At 35.0% G+C, this 19,167-nt stretch carries 15 protein-coding genes and 4 tRNA genes; 17 read left to right on the forward strand and 2 right to left on the reverse strand.

Annotated elements, in window-relative coordinates; genetic code table 11:
• Positions 1–343 precede the first annotated feature (343 nt).
• The 17 genes from rpsU to CLU81_RS18510 all read left to right on the forward strand — a co-directional run bounded on the left by rpsU (position 344) and on the right by CLU81_RS18510 (position 15,710).
• Positions 344–538 (forward strand): 30S ribosomal protein S21, encoded by a 195-nt coding sequence (gene rpsU / locus CLU81_RS18430; RefSeq protein ID WP_035684969.1) that lies wholly within the window; start codon positions 344–346, stop codon positions 536–538.
• A gap of 140 nt (positions 539–678) precedes the next feature.
• The gene (locus CLU81_RS18435; protein ID WP_099711147.1) at positions 679–1,572 is read left to right on the forward strand and encodes a tyrosine-type recombinase/integrase; all 894 of its coding nucleotides are present in this window, start codon (positions 679–681) and stop codon (positions 1,570–1,572) included.
• A 34-nt stretch (positions 1,573–1,606) separates the two neighbouring features.
• The gene (hpf, locus tag CLU81_RS18440) at positions 1,607–1,909 is read left to right on the forward strand and encodes a ribosome hibernation-promoting factor, HPF/YfiA family (protein ID WP_017496722.1); all 303 of its coding nucleotides are present in this window, start codon (positions 1,607–1,609) and stop codon (positions 1,907–1,909) included.
• A 91-nt stretch (positions 1,910–2,000) separates the two neighbouring features.
• Positions 2,001–2,074, forward strand: a tRNA-Thr gene (locus CLU81_RS18445).
• A gap of 55 nt (positions 2,075–2,129) precedes the next feature.
• Positions 2,130–2,210 (forward strand) — tRNA-Tyr (locus tag CLU81_RS18450).
• Positions 2,211–2,307: 97 nt separating this feature from the next.
• Positions 2,308–2,379, forward strand: a tRNA-Thr gene (locus CLU81_RS18455).
• 55 nt (positions 2,380–2,434) lie between these two features.
• Positions 2,435–3,622: an elongation factor Tu gene (gene tuf / locus CLU81_RS18460; RefSeq protein WP_031456758.1), complete on the forward strand. Its 1,188-nt coding sequence runs from the start codon at positions 2,435–2,437 to the stop codon at positions 3,620–3,622.
• A 58-nt stretch (positions 3,623–3,680) separates the two neighbouring features.
• Positions 3,681–3,751: transfer RNA gene (locus CLU81_RS18465), tRNA-Trp, on the forward strand.
• Between the two features lie 18 nt (positions 3,752–3,769).
• Positions 3,770–3,967, forward strand: coding sequence for a preprotein translocase subunit SecE (gene secE, locus CLU81_RS18470; RefSeq protein WP_041517377.1), 198 nt, complete (start codon positions 3,770–3,772; stop codon positions 3,965–3,967).
• A gap of 10 nt (positions 3,968–3,977) precedes the next feature.
• Positions 3,978–4,529, forward strand: a complete 552-nt coding sequence (nusG, locus tag CLU81_RS18475) for a transcription termination/antitermination protein NusG (protein ID WP_059116013.1) — start codon at positions 3,978–3,980, stop codon at positions 4,527–4,529.
• Positions 4,530–4,596: 67 nt separating this feature from the next.
• Entirely contained in the window at positions 4,597–5,034 is a 438-nt protein-coding gene (gene rplK / locus CLU81_RS18480; RefSeq protein ID WP_007807442.1) for a 50S ribosomal protein L11, read from the forward strand.
• Between the two features lie 13 nt (positions 5,035–5,047).
• Entirely contained in the window at positions 5,048–5,737 is a 690-nt protein-coding gene (gene rplA / locus CLU81_RS18485; RefSeq protein ID WP_089053851.1) for a 50S ribosomal protein L1, read from the forward strand.
• Between the two features lie 22 nt (positions 5,738–5,759).
• Complete coding sequence (gene rplJ, locus CLU81_RS18490; protein WP_026985794.1) at positions 5,760–6,263, forward strand: 50S ribosomal protein L10; 504 nt, start codon at positions 5,760–5,762, stop codon at positions 6,261–6,263.
• 91 nt (positions 6,264–6,354) lie between these two features.
• On the forward strand, positions 6,355–6,726 hold the full coding sequence (gene rplL / locus CLU81_RS18495) for a 50S ribosomal protein L7/L12 (protein WP_007807437.1): 372 nt from the start codon (positions 6,355–6,357) through the stop codon (positions 6,724–6,726).
• 264 nt (positions 6,727–6,990) lie between these two features.
• The gene (rpoB, locus tag CLU81_RS18500; RefSeq protein ID WP_099711148.1) at positions 6,991–10,803 is read left to right on the forward strand and encodes a DNA-directed RNA polymerase subunit beta; all 3,813 of its coding nucleotides are present in this window, start codon (positions 6,991–6,993) and stop codon (positions 10,801–10,803) included.
• Positions 10,804–11,077: 274 nt separating this feature from the next.
• Positions 11,078–15,388 (forward strand): DNA-directed RNA polymerase subunit beta', encoded by a 4,311-nt coding sequence (gene rpoC, locus CLU81_RS18505; RefSeq protein ID WP_099711149.1) that lies wholly within the window; start codon positions 11,078–11,080, stop codon positions 15,386–15,388.
• Positions 15,389–15,398: 10 nt separating this feature from the next.
• Positions 15,399–15,710 (forward strand): DUF3467 domain-containing protein, encoded by a 312-nt coding sequence (locus CLU81_RS18510; RefSeq protein WP_099711150.1) that lies wholly within the window; start codon positions 15,399–15,401, stop codon positions 15,708–15,710.
• 251 nt (positions 15,711–15,961) lie between these two features.
• Here CLU81_RS18510 and CLU81_RS18515 read toward each other — a convergent pair whose 3' ends face one another.
• Together CLU81_RS18515 and CLU81_RS18520 are read right to left on the reverse strand one after the other, a co-directional pair.
• A complete protein-coding gene (locus tag CLU81_RS18515) occupies positions 15,962–17,554 on the reverse strand; it encodes a peptide chain release factor 3 (protein ID WP_099711151.1) in 1,593 nt (530 codons plus the stop codon).
• A gap of 157 nt (positions 17,555–17,711) precedes the next feature.
• Positions 17,712–19,154 carry an alpha-amylase gene (locus CLU81_RS18520; protein ID WP_099711152.1) on the reverse strand — a complete coding sequence of 481 codons (1,443 nt, stop codon included), beginning with the start codon at positions 19,152–19,154 and terminating at the stop codon, positions 17,712–17,714.
• Positions 19,155–19,167 lie beyond the last annotated feature (13 nt).

A 19,167-nucleotide genomic window follows, 5' to 3' on the forward strand; every position in this document is an offset into this window, starting at 1 on the left:
TGGTCGGGCTTTCCACTCCAAACGAAGTTCACTGAACTCCAATTAAAATGAATATTAAGTGAGGTAATCTTTTTTGTTTTTAAAGAAAAAACAAAAAAGGATTTCCGTTGCAATCCCTCACGCACTCTAGTTAAGATAGAAGTTCAAGCGTGAATTAGTTCTTTTATAGTAAAGAATTGCTACAAAAGATGAATATTATGTAGAACCTTCGTAGTAAAAATGGGCTCTAAAGTCTATTCTCTATTTTCTGTTATCTTTTTTCAGAAATAATTTAGAATTTATAACTCATAATTCATAATTAATATATACTTTTGCACCCTTAACGAGAGGAGGTGTCAATATTATGTTAATTATACCAATTAAAGACGGAGAAAATATCGATAGAGCATTAAAGCGCTATAAAAGAAAATTTGATAAAACAGGAACTGTTCGTCAACTAAGAGCACGTACTGCTTTTATTAAGCCTTCTGTAATCAAAAGAGCTCAAATTCAAAAAGCTGCTTACATCCAAAACTTGAGAGATAGTTTAGAAAGTTAGTATTAAGCTTTTTTAAAAATAATTACCGTTAGTATCAAGATTTTGATACTAACGGTTTTTTTATGCTTAATTTTGAAGTAACTATATAAGGTGTGATAAGTAGTGCTGTTTATTCTGTAATTAAATAAGTATTTGTTTTTATGAAATCAAATAAAGAAGCGTTTCGTGATTATCTTGAGTTGGAGAAGAAATATTCTGTACATACGGTAAATGCTTATTTGAATGATATTTTGTTTTTTGAAACGTTTAATAAAACTCATTTTGAACAGGAGAATATCGAACAGGTAAATTATAGTCAGATAAGAAGCTGGATTGTTTCTTTGGTGGATGAGGATATTTCAAATGTTTCTGTAAATCGGAAAATGGCTTCTTTGAAAGCTTTTTATAAATTTCTTTTAAAAACAAAGCAAATAGAGGTTAGTCCTATGTTAAAGCATAAAGCTTTGAAAACGCCGAAAATTATTCAGATTCCTTTTTCTGAAAAAGAATTAACTGATTTAATGCAGGAAATTGAAAATCCTTCTGGTTTTGAAGAAGTGAGAGATAAGCTTATAATTGATTTGTTTTATACTACCGGAATGCGAAGAGCTGAGTTGATACATTTAATGAAGAATAATGTTGATTTATCTTCGAATGTGGTTAAGGTTTTGGGGAAACGAAATAAAGAGCGTATTATTCCGATTTTACCGATTATTATAGAGCAATTTGGTTTGTATTTGAAAGAAAGATCTCAGCTTGAAAAGATAGTAGATGATGATTATTTTTTTATTTCTAGAAAAGGGTTAAAATTGAGCGAATCTTTTGTGTATCGATTAATAAATTCATACTTTAGTAGAGTCTCTGAAAAGGTAAAAAAAAGTCCGCATGTGCTTCGGCATACTTTTGCGACTCACTTATTAAATAACGGAGCGGATTTAAATTCAGTTAAGGAATTATTAGGGCATTCGAGTTTGGCGTCTACGCAGGTTTATACTCATAATAGTTTAGCAGAGCTTAAAAAGGTGTATACTGATGCGCATCCTCGGAACAAATAATAGTTCTGAAATGTTTAACCCTAAAATTAGTATTATGAAGGTAGATGTTCATGCAGTTAACTTTACTGTTGACAGAAAATTGGTGGATTTTATTCAAGAGAGAATGGATAAATTAGAAAAATATTACGATCGAGTGGTTTCGGCCGATGTTTTTTTGAAAGTTGAAAGAACAAGTGATAAGGAGAATAAGGCAGTAGAGATTAAGATTAATGTCCCGGGAGATGATTTTTTGGTTAAAAAGCAATGCAAGACATTTGAAGAAGCAGTCGAACTTTCGGCAGAATCTTTAGAACGTTTACTAGTAAAAAGGAAAGAAAAAATAAGAGCACACATATAATTGAAAAATTTTTTCAAAAAATGTTTTGATACAAAGATAAAATAGCTACATTTGCAGTCCGTTAGAAATAGCGGACTTTTTTATTGATATTGCCAGCGTAGCTCAGTTGGCTAGAGCAGCTGATTTGTAATCAGCAGGTCGTGGGTTCGAGTCCCTCCGCCGGCTCTAAAATATTTCAAATGCGATTTGAAATTGTTCATGCAATTATTGATAAAATAAAGGGGAGATACTCAAGCGGCCAACGAGGGCAGACTGTAAATCTGCTGTGTGAACTTCGCAGGTTCGAATCCTGCTCTCCCCACAAATTTTGATTTCAGATTAATGATTTCAAAATTTAGATTTGTCTAAAAAAAGATTTGATTTTGATTAAAAATCAGAGAATCTAAAATTAGAACTCTGCCGACTTAGCTCAGGGGTAGAGTGCTTCCTTGGTAAGGAAGAGGTCACGGGTTCAATTCCCGTAGTTGGCTCAAGTAAGTAGGAAATTGAAAATTAATATATAACTAAGATTAAAAATTAAGTAAAATGGCAAAGGAGAATTTTAATCGTTCCAAACCGCACTTAAACATAGGTACAATTGGACACGTGGATCACGGAAAAACTACATTAACTGCAGCAATTACAAAAGTATTGTCTGATGCTGGTTACTGTCAAGCAAAATCGTTTGATCAAATCGATAACGCTCCAGAGGAGAAAGAAAGAGGTATTACTATTAATACATCACACGTAGAGTATGAAACAGCTAACCGTCACTACGCTCACGTTGACTGTCCAGGTCACGCGGATTACGTAAAGAACATGGTTACTGGTGCTGCTCAAATGGACGGAGCTATCTTAGTAGTTGCTGCTACAGATGGTCCAATGCCACAAACTCGTGAGCACATCCTTTTAGGTCGTCAGGTAGGTATTCCAAGAATCGTTGTTTTCATGAACAAAGTGGATATGGTTGATGATGCTGAATTGTTAGAGCTTGTTGAAATGGAAATTAGAGATTTATTATCTTTCTACGAATATGATGGAGATAATGGTCCTGTAGTTCAAGGTTCTGCTTTAGGAGGATTGAATAATGATCCTGCTTGGGTACCAAAAATCATTGAATTAATGGAAGCTGTTGATGCTTGGATCGAAGAGCCAGTGCGTGACGTAGCTAAACCATTCTTGATGCCGGTTGAAGATGTATTTACAATTACTGGTCGTGGAACTGTTGCTACAGGTCGTATCGAAACAGGTATTGCTAATACAGGAGATCCAGTTGAAATCATTGGTATGGGAGCTGATAAATTAACTTCTACTATTACAGGAGTTGAGATGTTCCGTAAAATCCTTGATAGAGGAGAAGCTGGAGATAACGTAGGTTTATTGTTAAGAGGTATTGATAAAGAATCTATCAAAAGAGGAATGGTTATCATTAAGCCAGGATCAGTAAAACCACACGCTACTTTCAAAGCTGAGGTTTATATCTTGAAAAAAGAAGAAGGTGGACGTCATACTCCATTCCATAATAACTACCGTCCACAGTTCTACGTACGTACAACTGACGTAACAGGAGTTATTACTTTACCAGAAGGAGTAGAGATGGTAATGCCAGGAGACAACTTGACTATTAATGTTGCTTTGTTAAGCCCAATCGCGATGAGCGTAGGTTTACGTTTCGCTATCCGTGAAGGTGGTAGAACAGTAGGAGCAGGTCAGGTGACTGAAATCGTAGGATAATCCTATAAAAATTATAAAAAGCCAGTTGATTCTTAACTGATATCACTGGCTTTTAATTACGGGCGTAGTTCAAGGGTAGAATAGCGGTCTCCAAAACCGTTGATGGGGGTTCGAATCCCTCCGCCCGTGCAATATAAAATATATCAAATGACAAAAGTTACTAATTATTTATCAGAGGCTTTCGAAGAGTTAAAGTCAAATGTTACTTGGCCTGCTTGGGCTGAGGTTCAAAAATTGACAATTGTTGTGGCTGTATTTTCGGTTTTATTCGCCTTGGCAACATGGGGAGTAGACGAATTTTTTGCAAAAGCTTTGGCTGGATTTTTTAACTGGTTAAAAGGATAATTTTTTTGTGATGGCAGATAATAATGTGAAAAAATGGTACGTGGTTAGAGCTGTAAGCGGACAAGAAAATAAAGTCAAAGCTTACATCGAAACCGAGATTGCCAGATTAGGTATGGGTGATTATGTTTCCCAAGTTTTAGTACCTACAGAAAAAGTAGTTACTGTAAAAGAAGGAAAGAAAATGTCTAAGGATAAAGTTTATTTTCCTGGATATGTTATGATCGAAGCCAATTTAGTTGGTGAGATACCTCATATTATTAAGTCTATTACTAGTGTAATTGGATTTTTAGGGGAGATTAAAGGTGGAGAACCTGTTCCTTTGAGACTTTCTGAAGTAAATAGAATGTTAGGTAAAGTAGATGAGCTTGCTGTTAATACAGATACTCGTTCTATTCCTTTCAACTTAGGAGAAACTGTTAAAGTGATCGATGGTCCTTTCAATGGCTTTAACGGAACGGTTGAAAAAATCAATGAAGAAAAGCGTAAACTTGAAGTAATGGTTAAGATTTTCGGAAGAAAAACTCCATTAGAATTAAGTTTTATGCAAGTTGAAAAAGTATAATTTTTGTTACATCTATAATAACCACCGTAATCGCTTCCAATGATTAGGGTGTTAAATTTTTTAAAAAATGGCTAAAGAAATTAGTAAGGTAGTTAAACTACAAGTTAAGGGAGGTGCTGCGAATCCGTCGCCACCGGTTGGACCTGCTTTAGGAGCTGCTGGGGTTAATATCATGGAGTTCTGTAAGCAGTTCAATGCTAGAACACAAGATAAACCTGGCAAAATATGCCCAGTACAAATTACTGTGTATAAAGACAAATCATTTGATTTTGTTGTAAAAACTCCTCCAGCTGCTGTCCAATTATTGGAAGCTGCAAAGCTAAAGTCTGGATCAGGTGAACCAAATCGTAAAAAAGTAGCTAGTGTTACTTGGGACGTTATCAAAGCTATTGCTGAAGATAAAATGGTAGATTTAAATGCATTCACAATCGAATCTGCAATGAGCATGATCGCTGGAACTGCTAGATCTATGGGTATAACTGTATCAGGAGATGCTCCTTTTTAATTAAGAGAAAGAAATGGCAAAATTAACAAAAAAGCAAAAAGAGGCTGCTTCAAAAATTGAAAAGAACAAACTATATACTTTGAAAGATGCTGCTGCATTAATTAAAGTTATAGCTTCTGCAAAATTTGATGAGTCTGTTGATATCGCAGTTCGTTTGGGTGTAGATCCAAGAAAAGCGAATCAAATGGTTAGAGGTGTAGTTACATTACCTCACGGAACTGGTAAAGACGTTAAAGTATTAGCATTAGTTACTCCAGATAAAGAAGCGGAAGCTAAAGAAGCTGGGGCTGATTATGTAGGTCTTGACGATTATTTACAAAAAATTAAAGATGGTTGGACAGATGTTGATGTTATCATCACTATGCCAGCTGTTATGGGTAAATTAGGTCCATTAGGTCGTATTTTAGGACCTAGAGGTTTAATGCCAAACCCTAAAACAGGTACTGTAACTATGGATGTTGCAAAAGCTGTTCAAGAGGTTAAAGCTGGTAAAATTGACTTTAAAGTTGATAAAACTGGTATCGTACATGCAGGAATTGGTAAAGTTTCTTTTGGAGCTGAGCAAATTTATGACAATGCACACGAAATTATTCAAACATTAATCAAACTTAAACCAACTGCTGCTAAAGGTACCTACATTAAAGGTATTCACCTTACAAGCACTATGAGTCCTGCAATTGCATTGGACCCTAAAGCAGTATAATTGGTAGTTAATAATTTTTAGTATGACTAGAGAAGAAAAATCAATCGCGATTGAAGATTTAACTGCACAGTTAGCTGGTACAAATATTATTTATGTATCTGATATTTCTGGATTAAACGCAGAAACAACTTCAAACTTGAGAAGAGCTTGTTTTAAAGCAGGTATTAAATTAGAGGTTGTAAAAAACACTTTGCTTGCAAAAGCAATGGAAGCTTCTGCTAATGACTATGGAGATTTACCTTCAGTATTGACAGGTAACAGTGCTATATTTATTTCAGATGTGGCAAATGCACCTGGAAAAATTATTAAAGATTTCAGAAAAAAATCAGCTAAACCTGTATTAAAAGGAGCTTATATTAACTCTGAAATTTATATTGGAGATGATCAATTAGATGCATTAGCAACTATCAAATCTAAAGAAGAACTTCTTGGAGAACTTATTGGATTATTGCAATCACCAGCACAAAGAATTATTTCAGCTTTACAAAACAAATTCGCTGGTAGCGAAGAAGAAGCTGAAGCATAATAATTCGTACGAGGAATTAAATTTCCTTGTAGCTTAATTAGCGCACAATAAATAAATTATATTTTACAAATCATTTTAAACGATAGAAAAAATGGCAGATTTGAAACAATTCGCAGAACAATTAGTTAACTTAACAGTTAAAGAAGTTAACGAATTAGCAACAATATTAAAAGACGAGTATGGTATCGAGCCTGCTGCTGCAGCTGTAGTAGTTGCTGCTGGTGGTGGAGAAGGTGCTGCTGAAGAAGCACAAACTGAATTTACAGTTGTATTGAAAGAAGCTGGAGCTTCTAAATTAGCAGTTGTGAAATTAGTAAAAGAACTTACAGGTTTAGGTTTGAAAGAAGCTAAAGATGTAGTTGACGGTGCTCCAAGCAACGTTAAAGAAGGTGTTTCTAAAGAAGAGGCTGAAGGTCTTAAAAAATCATTAGAAGAAGCTGGAGCTGTAGTTGAGCTTAAATAATTCAACTCAGTTTTAAGAACTAGGTTTAGGTCTTGAGTGAACGCTCAATGGCCTAAACCATTTTTCGTATAATAAAATATATCAAGTTTTATTATCAAATAGTTTAAAATACGAAAAAGTTTTTGATCAATACGAAGAAAAAAAATTGAACTGAATACTGTAGTTTATTTTTAAAGATGTATTGATTATAATAAGAAAGTATAGATTAAACAGTGTGTTTTTACACAAAAAATTACTTTTTTTTAATCAAAATTTTGTCCATTGATGATAACAAATCAGACTGAAAGATTGAATTTTGCCTCTACAAAAAATATTCCTGACTATCCGGATTTCTTAGATGTTCAGGTTAAATCTTTTAAAGATTTTTTTCAATTAGAAACTAAATCTGACGAAAGAGGCAACGAAGGGTTGTACAACACCTTCATGGAAAACTTTCCAATCACAGATACAAGAAACAACTTTGTATTGGAGTTCCTAGATTATTTTGTTGATCCACCACGTTATACAATTCAAGAATGTATAGAGAGAGGTCTTACTTATAGTGTACCTTTAAAAGCTAGGTTAAAACTATACTGTACAGATCCAGAACACGAAGATTTTGAAACTATTGTACAAGATGTTTATCTTGGAACAATACCTTATATGACTCCAAGCGGTACTTTTGTTATCAATGGTGCTGAGCGTGTAGTAGTATCTCAATTACACCGTTCTCCTGGGGTTTTCTTTGGTCAATCATTCCACGCAAATGGAACAAAACTTTATTCTGCCAGAGTAATTCCTTTTAAAGGATCTTGGATAGAATTTTCTACAGATATCAACAGCGTAATGTATGCTTATATCGATAGAAAGAAAAAATTACCTGTTACAACTTTATTCCGTGCAATTGGATTCGAAAGAGATAAGGATATCCTTGAAATTTTCGACCTTGCTGAAGAAATTAAAGTTTCTAAAACTGGTATTAAGAAATATATTGGAAGAAGACTTGCTGCACGTGTATTGAATACATGGCATGAGGATTTCGTTGATGAGGATACTGGAGAAGTAGTTTCTATCGAACGTAACGAAATCATCCTTGATCGTGATACTATTATCGACAAAGATAATGTTGAAGAGATCATCGATTCTAACGTTAAATCTATTTTGTTACACAAAGAGGATAATAACCAAGCAGATTATGCTATTATTCACAATACATTACAAAAAGATCCAACAAACTCTGAAAAAGAAGCTGTAGAGCACATTTACCGTCAGTTGCGTAACGCTGAACCGCCTGATGAGGAAACTGCTCGTGGTATTATCGATAAATTGTTCTTCTCTGATCAACGTTATAACTTAGGTGAAGTTGGTCGTTATAGAATGAACAAAAAACTTGGTTTAGATATCCCAATGGAAAAGCAAGTGCTTACCAAAGAAGATATCATTACCATTGTAAAATATTTGATCGAATTGATCAACTCTAAAGCAGAGATTGATGATATTGATCACTTATCAAACCGTCGTGTTAGAACAGTTGGAGAACAATTGTCTCAACAATTCGGTGTTGGTTTAGCACGTATGGCTAGAACTATTCGTGAGAGAATGAACGTTAGAGATAACGAGGTGTTTACACCAATTGATTTGATTAATGCTAAAACATTATCATCAGTTATCAACTCTTTCTTTGGTACTAACCAGTTATCTCAATTTATGGATCAAACGAATCCATTAGCTGAGATTACACACAAAAGAAGACTTTCTGCCCTTGGACCTGGTGGACTTTCGAGAGAGAGAGCTGGATTTGAGGTTCGTGACGTTCACTATACACACTATGGTCGTTTATGTCCGATTGAAACTCCAGAGGGACCAAACATTGGTTTGATTTCATCTCTTGGTGTTTATGCAAAAGTTAACGGAATGGGTTTCATCGAAACTCCTTACCGTAAAGTTACAGATGGTGTAGTTGATTTAGAAAGTACTCCTATCTATTTAAGTGCTGAAGAAGAAGAAGGAAAAATGATTGCTCAGGCAAACATTGAAATGGATGCTTCAGGTAAAATTACAGCAAGCAATGTTATTGCTCGTGAGGAAGGTGACTTCCCGGTTGTTGAGCCATCTGCAGTACATTATACAGACGTTGCTCCTAACCAGATTGCTTCGATTTCGGCTTCATTGATTCCTTTCTTGGAACATGATGATGCGAACCGTGCGTTGATGGGATCTAACATGATGCGTCAGGCGGTTCCTTTGATCCGTCCGGAAGCACCAATCGTTGGTACAGGTTTAGAACGTCAAGTGGCTTCAGATTCTAGAGTATTGATTAATGCTGAAGGAGATGGAACTGTAGAATATGTTGATGCTAATATCATTACTATCAAATACGACCGTACTGAAGATGAGAGAATGGTTAGTTTTGATGCTGATGAAAAAACATACAACTTAATTAAATTTAGAAAAACCAATCAAGGTACAAGTATCAACTTGAAACCAATCGTAAGAAAAGGTGACAGAGTTGTTCTTGGTCAGGTATTATCAGAAGGATATGCTACTCAAAATGGTGAATTAGCTTTAGGTAGAAACTTAAAAGTTGCGTTCATGCCATGGAAAGGGTATAACTTTGAGGATGCGATTGTAATTTCTGAAAAAGTAGTTCGTGATGATATTTTTACTTCTATCCACGTTGATGATTATTCATTAGAGGTTAGAGATACTAAGTTAGGAAATGAAGAGTTAACAAACGATATTCCTAACGTTTCTGAAGAAGCTACTAAAGATTTAGATGAAAACGGTATGATCAGAATTGGAGCAGAGGTTAAACCTGGCGACATTCTAATCGGAAAAATTACACCAAAAGGAGAATCAGATCCTACTCCGGAAGAGAAATTGCTTCGTGCAATCTTCGGGGATAAAGCAGGTGATGTAAAAGATGCTTCATTAAAAGCTTCTCCATCTTTACATGGTGTAGTTCTTGACAAAAAATTATTTGCAAGAGCCGTAAAAGATAAACGTAAACGTACTCAGGATAAAGATGCTTTAGGCGCTTTAGAAATGGAATTTGAAACTAAATTTGTTGAATTAAAAGACAGATTGGTTGAGAAATTATTCTTGATCGTTAACGGAAAAACATCTCAAGGTGTAATGAATGATTTGGGTGAAGAAGTTTTACCAAAAGGTAAAAAATATACTCAAAAAATGCTTTACGCAGTAGAAGATTTTGCTCACTTAAGCAAAGGTCAATGGGTTGCTGATGACGCTACAAATAAAATGGTTAATGATTTAATTCATAACTATAAAATTAAGCTGAACGACTTACAAGGATCTTTAAGAAGAGAAAAATTCACTATTACAGTTGGAGATGAATTACCATCTGGAATCTTGAAATTAGCGAAAATTTATATCGCTAAAAAACGTAAACTGAAAGTAGGGGATAAAATGGCAGGACGTCACGGTAACAAAGGTATTGTTGCAAGAATCGTTCGTCATGAAGATATGCCTTTCCTTGAAGACGGAACACCAGTAGATATCGTATTGAATCCACTTGGGGTACCTTCACGTATGAACATTGGTCAGATTTATGAAACTGTTCTTGGATGGGCTGGTATGAACTTGGGTAGAAAATTTGCTACTCCAATTTTTGACGGTGCATCTTTAGATCAAATCAATGCTTTGACTGATGAAGCTGGAGTACCACGTTTCGGACATACACATCTTTATGATGGTGGTACTGGAGAGCGTTTCCATCAAGCTGCAACTGTGGGTGTAATTTACATGCTTAAATTAGGACACATGGTTGATGATAAGATGCACGCACGTTCTATCGGACCATACTCGTTGATCACTCAACAACCACTTGGAGGTAAAGCTCAATTTGGAGGTCAGCGTTTTGGAGAGATGGAGGTTTGGGCACTTGAAGCTTATGGGGCATCAAGTACTCTTCGTGAAATCTTAACAGTTAAGTCGGATGACGTTATTGGTAGAGCTAAAACTTACGAGGCTATCGTTAAGGGTGAGTCTATGCCAGAACCAGGATTACCAGAATCATTCAATGTATTAATGCATGAATTGAAAGGTCTTGGACTTGACATTCGTTTAGAAGAATAAATAAAGTTTTCAGTTACAGTCTCAGTATTCAGTTCAACACTGAAGTCTGAGACTGAAGCTGTTTATTAAAATAAAGTTTTTAGGATTTATACCCGTAAACCGTTCCGATTTTTTACTTACAACCTTAAGGTTTTGTAATTAGCACTTCAAAATTGACGTTTGAAGTTTAGAGAAGTAATCCGTGGTAGTGACTTGATGGTTTTACTCTTTTTTAAAGAGAAGGTTATAAGTTAAAATCAATTTTTTAATTGCAGATAAATCAATAGTAAAAACTATGATGAATAATAGAAATAATAATAAAGATAAGAATCCTATAAAAAGATTTAACAAAATCTCGATAGGATTAGCTTCACCAGAATCTATCTTGAAAGAATCAAGAGGAGAGGTGTTGAAACCTGAAACAATTAACTACAGAACTCACAAACCAGAGCGTGACGGATTATTCTGCGAAAGAATCTTCGGACCTGTTAAGGATTTTGAGTGTGCTTGTGGTAAATATAAAAGAATTCGTTACAAAGGTATTATCTGTGACCGTTGTGGTGTTGAAGTTACAGAGAAAAAAGTACGTCGTGACAGAGTAGGACACATCAACCTTGTTGTGCCAATTGCTCATATCTGGTACTTCCGTTCTCTTCCAAACAAAATTGGTTATATCCTTGGTCTTCCATCTAAGAAATTAGATATGATCATTTACTACGAAAGATATGTAGTAATTCAAGCTGGTATTGCTAAAAATGCAGATGGAGAATCTTTACAAAGATTAGACTTCTTAACTGAAGAAGAATATTTGAATATTTTAGATACTCTTCCACAAGAAAATCAATATTTAGATGATTTAGATCCTAATAAATTTGTTGCCAAAATGGGAGCAGAATGTATTATGGACTTATTAGCTCGTATCGACTTAGATGCTTTATCTTATGAATTAAGACACAGCGCTAACAACGAAACATCTAAACAACGTAAAACTGAAGCTTTAAAAAGATTACAAGTTGTTGAGTCTTTCCGTGAGTCTAACTTAAACCGTGAAAATCGTCCTGAGTGGATGATTATGAAAGTGGTACCAGTTATTCCACCAGAATTACGTCCGCTTGTGCCACTTGATGGAGGTCGTTTTGCAACTTCAGATTTAAATGATTTATACCGTCGTGTAATCATCCGTAATAACCGTTTGAAAAGATTAATGGAGATTAAAGCTCCAGAAGTTATCTTAAGAAACGAAAAACGTATGTTGCAAGAATCAGTAGATTCATTATTTGATAACACTCGTAAAGCTTCTGCTGTTAAAACAGAATCTAACAGACCATTAAAATCATTATCTGATTCCTTAAAAGGTAAGCAAGGACGTTTCCGTCAAAACTTACTTGGAAAACGTGTGGATTATTCTGCTCGTTCGGTAATTGTTGTTGGTCCTGAATTAAAATTATTCGAATGTGGATTGCCAAAAGATATGGCATCTGAGTTATACAAACCTTTCGTTATCCGTAAATTGATTGAAAGAGGTATTGTTAAAACAGTAAAATCTGCTAAGAAAATCATAGACAAAAAAGAGCCTGTAGTTTGGGATATCCTTGAAAACGTAATTAAAGGTCACCCGGTATTACTTAACCGTGCTCCTACGTTACACAGACTTGGTATTCAAGCTTTCCAACCAAAATTAATTGAAGGAAAAGCGATCCAATTGCACCCATTAGTATGTACGGCTTTCAACGCCGATTTTGATGGGGATCAGATGGCAGTTCACTTGCCATTAGGACCAGAGGCTATTTTAGAGGCACAATTATTAATGTTGGCTTCTCACAATATTCTTAACCCTGCAAATGGAGCACCAATTACTGTACCTTCTCAGGATATGGTCTTGGGTCTATATTATATGACCAAAGAACGTATCTCTACGCCAGAACACATAATTTTAGGTCAAGACTTAACTTTCTATTCTGCTGAAGAAGTAAATATTGCACTAAACGAAGGAAGATTAGAATTGAATGCTCGTGTAAGAATTAGAGCAAAAGATTTTAATGATGCTGGAGAATTAGTGTTTAAAATCATTCAAACAACTGCAGGACGTGTATTATTTAATGAAGTAGTACCTGAAGCAGCTGGATATATCAATGATGTATTGACTAAGAAAAACCTTAGAGATATTATCGGACACATTTTAAGTGTGACTGATGTACCTACTACTGCAGCTTTCTTGGACAATATGAAAGATATGGGTTATAAATTCGCATTTAGAGGAGGTTTATCATTCTCTTTAGGTGATATTAGAATTCCAGAACAAAAAACAAAATTAATTGCAGACGCCAGAGAGCAAGTTGAAGGTATTTCTGTGAATTATAACATGGGTCTTATTACCAATAACGAGCGTTACAACCAGGTTATTGACGTATGGACTTCAGCAAATGCTCAGTTAACAGAATTAGCAATGAAAAATATTAGAGAAGACCAACAAGGTTTCAACTCTGTATATATGATGCTTGACTCTGGGGCGAGGGGTTCTAAGGAACAGATTCGTCAGTTAACTGGTATGCGTGGTTTGATGGCTAAGCCTAAAAAATCTACTGCTGGTGGTGGTGAGATTATTGAAAACCCGATTCTTTCTAACTTTAAGGAAGGTCTTTCGATCCTTGAGTACTTCATTTCTACTCACGGTGCTCGTAAAGGACTTGCGGATACGGCCCTTAAAACGGCGGATGCTGGATACTTAACAAGAAGGCTTCATGACGTTTCACAAGATGTTATTGTAAACATCGAAGATTGTGGTACTTTAAGAGGTGTTGAAGTTTCTGCTTTGAAGAAAAATGAGGAAATTGTTGAATCATTAGGAGAAAGAATTTTAGGACGTGTTGCATTGCAAGATGTTATAAATCCGCTTACTAATGAAGTAATGGTTCAATCAGGTCAACAAATTACTGAGGCAATCATGAGAACTATCGAAGCTTCTCCGATTGAAAGAGTAGAAGTTAGATCTCCATTAACTTGTGAGGCTTTAAAAGGTATTTGTGCGAAATGTTACGGTAGAAACTTAGCTACTGGTAAGATGACACAAAGAGGTGAAGCAGTAGGAGTTATTGCAGCTCAGTCTATTGGAGAGCCAGGTACACAGTTGACACTTCGTACGTTCCACGTTGGAGGGGTTGCTGGAGGTATTTCTGAAGAGTCTAGTATTATAACAAGATTCAACGGTAGACTTGAGATTGAAGATTTAAAAACTGTAAAAGGTGAGGACAGCGAAGGTAATGCGGTTGATATCGTAGTATCACGTTCAACTGAATTAAAATTAGTTGATGAGAAAACTGGAATCGTTTTAAATACACATAACATTCCTTACGGATCTAGTATTTTTGTTAAGGATGGTGAAGTAGTTACTAAAGGATCTGTGATCTGTAAGTGGGATCCATATAATGGTGTAATTGTTTCTGAATTTACTGGTAAGATTGCTTACGAAGATTTAGAGCAAGGACAATCGTTCATGGTTGAAATCGATGAGCAAACAGGATTCCAGGAAAAAGTAATTTCTGAAGCAAGAAATAAAAAATTAATTCCAACTTTATTAGTTTATGGTAAAGAAGGTGAATTGATTCGTTCGTATAACTTACCAGTAGGGGCACACCTTATGGTTGAGAACGGTGAGAAAATTAAAGCAGGTAAAGTATTAGTAAAAATTCCACGTCGTTCTTCTAAAGCAGGCGATATCACGGGAGGTTTACCAAGAATTACTGAGTTGCTTGAGGCTCGTAACCCTTCAAACCCAGCGGTTGTTTCTGAAATTGATGGTGTTGTTTCTTTTGGAAAAATCAAAAGAGGTAACCGTGAAATTGTTATCGAATCTAAATTTGGTGAGATTAAAAAGTATTTAGTTAAACTTTCTAGCCAAATCTTAGTACAAGAAAATGACTTCGTAAGAGCAGGAGTACCATTGTCTGACGGTGCAATTACGCCAGACGACATCTTAAGAATTCAAGGACCAGCTGCTGTTCAACAGTACTTGGTAAATGAAATTCAAGAGGTATACCGTTTACAAGGGGTAAAAATTAATGACAAGCACTTTGAGGTAGTTATTCGTCAAATGATGCGTAAAGTAAGAGTTCAAGATCCAGGAGATACATTATTCCTAGAAGATCAATTAATTCACACTAAAGATTTTATCGTTCAAAATGATAAATTATACGGTATGAAAGTAGTTGAAGACGCTGGAGATTCTGCGGTATTGAAACCAGGTCAGATTATTTCGCCTCGTGATTTACGTGATGAGAATTCATTGCTTAAACGAAATGATAAAAATCTAGTTGTAGCTAGAGACGTAATTACTGCAACTGCAACGCCAGTTTTACAAGGTATTACAAGAGCTTCGCTACAAACTAAATCATTCATCTCTGCTGCTTCTTTCCAAGAAACAACAAAAGTACTTAACGAAGCTGCTGTAGCTGGTAAAGTAGATGATTTAGAAGGATTGAAAGAAAATGTAATTGTTGGACACAGAATTCCTGCAGGAACTGGTATGAGAGAATACGATAATACTATCGTAGGATCTAAAGACGATTACAATGAAATGATGGCTAATAAAGAAGAATATATTTATTAATTAGGAAACTATGAGTAATCCGAAACAACAACCAGAGCAGATTAACATTGAGTTGGACGAAACTATTGCAGAAGGAATTTATTCTAATCTGGCGATTATCAACCACTCATCATCAGAATTTGTTTTAGATTTTGTGAGCATTATGCCCGGTATTCCTAAAGCCAAGGTAAAGTCAAGAATTGTCTTGACACCACAACATGCTAAAAGATTATTGAAAGCAATTGGTGAAAACATTCATCGTTTTGAAGCCGCTCATGGCGAAATCAAAGAGACAGAACAAGCACCAATCCCGCTTAATTTTGGTCCGGCAGGACAAGCATAAATTAATAAAAGCCCCAGTAATGGGGCTTTTTTTTGGATGATACTTAAAATTAAGTGTAGTTTATCCGATTTAGTTTTACTTTCGTCGACTAAATTTTCTTATTTGATAGTATTGTTTTAATTTGCTTGCTCTTACAAAAAATAGATTAATTTTTGAAATATAATGACTTAGTATCAAGGTTGGTTTAATTCAAATTAAAAAAAAGCGCTAATTTTCATTAGCGCTTTTTTTATGGTTTTTATAAATGAAATTTAATCAAATTCCGAAGTGAAAAATAATTTTACACTTGGATATTTATTTTGTGTCATTTGAATTGTGAAATCAGAATCGGCTAAAAATACCAATTGACCATATTTATCATGAGCTAAGAATTTCTGTTTGATACGTTTGAATTCTTTAAACTCGTCATTTTTTGCATCATCAGGTTTTACCCAACAAGCTTTGTGAACCGGGAAATTCTCATAAGTACATTTAGCGCCATATTCATGTTCTAAACGATATTGAATAACCTCATATTGTAGCGCTCCAACAGTTCCAATTACTTTACGATTGTTCATTTCTAATGTAAACAACTGTGCAACACCTTCATCCATTAACTGATCAACACCTTTGTCCAATTGCTTGGCTTTCATAGGATCAGCGTTGTTAATGTATCTAAAGTGCTCTGGAGAGAAACTTGGAATTCCTTTGAAACTCATTATTTCACCTTCTGTCAAAGTATCACCAATTTTAAAGTTTCCAGTATCATGTAAACCTACAATATCACCAGGATATGAAATGTCTACAATTTCCTTTTTCTCAGCAAAAAAGGCGTTCGGACTAGAGAATTTTAGATTTTTCTTTTGACGAACATGGTAATAAGGCTTGTTTCTTTCGAAAGTTCCGGAAACAATTTTTATAAATGCCAAACGATCACGGTGTTTTGGATCCATATTAGCATGGATTTTAAAAACAAAACCGGTCATTTTTTCTTCTTTAGGATCAACTAAACGAGTTTCAGAATCTTTTGGTCTTGGTGAAGGAGCAATAGCCACGAAACAATCCAATAATTCGCGAACTCCAAAATTATTTAATGCCGAACCAAAAAATACAGGCTGAATTTTTCCGTCTAAATAATCCTGACGTTCAAATTTTGGATAAACTTCATCAATCAATTCTAATTCCTCACGAAGTTTTTCAGCTGCTTTTTGACCAACAATTTTATCTAATTCCGGATTGTTTTGAATATCAGAAAAAGCAATAGTTTCTTCAATATTTTTACGGCTGTCTCCACTAAAAAGGTTGATGTTTTCTTCCCATAAATTATAAATTCCCTGGAAATCATAACCCATACCAATAGGGAAACTTAAAGGTGTAACTTTTAATCCAAGTTTTTGTTCCACTTCATCCATCAAATCAAAAGCATCTTTACCTTCACGATCTAATTTATTGATGAAAACAATCATCGGAATGTTACGCATTCTACAAACTGCAACCAATTTTTCAGTTTGTTCCTCAACCCCTTTTGCAACGTCAATTACAACAATAACACTATCAACAGCAGTTAAAGTTCTAAAAGTATCTTCGGCAAAATCCTTGTGTCCCGGAGTATCAAGAATGTTGATTTTTTTGTCTTTATAATTAAAAGCAAGTACAGAGGTTGAAACCGAAATACCTCTTTGGCGTTCGATTTCCATGAAATCACTCGTTGCTCCTTTTTTAATTTTATTGTTTTTTACAGCACCAGCTTCCTGAATAGCCCCTCCAAACAACAATAATTTTTCAGTTAAAGTAGTTTTACCGGCATCGGGATGCGATATAATTCCAAATGTTCTTCTGCGTTGTATTTCTTTTAAAAAGCTCATATTTCGTATAAATAGGTTGCAAAAGTACTATTAATTACGGCTTAATAAAAATATTCACTTCTTAAATTAGGAACTCTTTCAATTTATTAGAGATAATTTATAAGCAAAAAAATAAGGCTGTTTTTTAGGACAGCCTTATAAAAGTCTAAATTTAAAATTACTGATTAATAGACCAAACTGAATATCCTTTTGGAGGACATTGTATTTTTACCCATTTATCTGCCTGAGTTGTTGGATACCAAGTTGAGTTTCCTGTAAAATCTTTAATTTGAGTATTAGCCCAATTGGTTTGAATCCATCTTTCTTGCCATGAATCTGAGTTATTGATATAAACTACTAATCCCGGATTTCCGTTGTAACCATTTCTTCTTGCAACATATTCGTCATTATCCGAATATAATATTGAAGTTGTTCCGGTCGCTTTATTATTGTGAATCCAAATAAGGTTGTTTAATTTGTTTTTGTCCAGCCATTCTTCATAATCTCTGTAGAAAATTGTTGGATATCCTTCATGTGTTAATATGTAGGAATACGCCAATAATTTATTCGAAATTTCATCTGTATCATGATTTGTCACAAACGTAACGGCTTTGTATGGATTTCTCTTCCACATCATGTCGTCGTTTAATAGAGCAAGATTATTTCCGTCGAAAGCATCGTTCATTTTGTAGTAGCAAGCAAAATCAAACACAGAACTGTTAGCGTTATTTGCCCACCATTCAAGAGTATTTACGTTTGCATCCCAATATTCACCAACTGAAAATCCGCCCACATTTGCATTCCAATCGTGTACAACCCATGGAGCAAAACCTTTTACATAATCAAATCTCCAACCATCAAATTTCATGGTGTTTTTGTAGTATTTACCAACTCCGTCAGTTCTAAGCCACAACCAATTTTGAACATTTGGAGCCGCGTGGCATAAATCAGGGAAACCACCAAAAGCTCCTTCATCATTATTACCATAGCTGTTTTTGTAAAAATCATTGTAATTACGCGGGAATTTTCCAGAAGCTATTCCTGTAAAATTAGTCCACGTATTGGTTCCTGTAAACGGATTAGCTTCAGATTGACCTCCACTATTGTGATTAATTACAATATCAGCGTATACTTTAAGGTTTTCAGTATGCGCATTTGTAATCAAGTTTACAAGCTCAGTTTTAGATCCGAATCTTGTTTCAGTAGAACCATTTTGATTGTAATCTCCAAAATCAAAATAATCAGTAGGATCATATCCCATAGAGAACGCACCATTTTGTGCTTTTGAAGCAGGCGGCAACCATATTGAGCCAATTCCTGCGTTGCCCCAGGCAGCTACTTTACCGCTTACGGTATTCCACCAGTTTCCACCAGCGGGAACATCCCAATAAAAGGCCTGCATCATAACTCCTCCACCAGGATTGTCTACATATTTTCCTGTTGAAGATGTTTTAGAAAGTCCTGTACTAAAGGGTTTTCCATCATGATGAGTTACATTAATGATTTCAAATTTCTGACTTTCAGCTTTTGAATCGACTTCGTTTGTTTCATTTTGCGAACAAGAACAAAAGAATGCTGTAATTGCTGCAATTAAATAAATCTTTGCATTAGGTTTTTTCATAATCGAGATTTGG

It is taken from the genome of Flavobacterium sp. 9 (genome assembly GCF_002754195.1).
Classification (GTDB): domain Bacteria; phylum Bacteroidota; class Bacteroidia; order Flavobacteriales; family Flavobacteriaceae; genus Flavobacterium.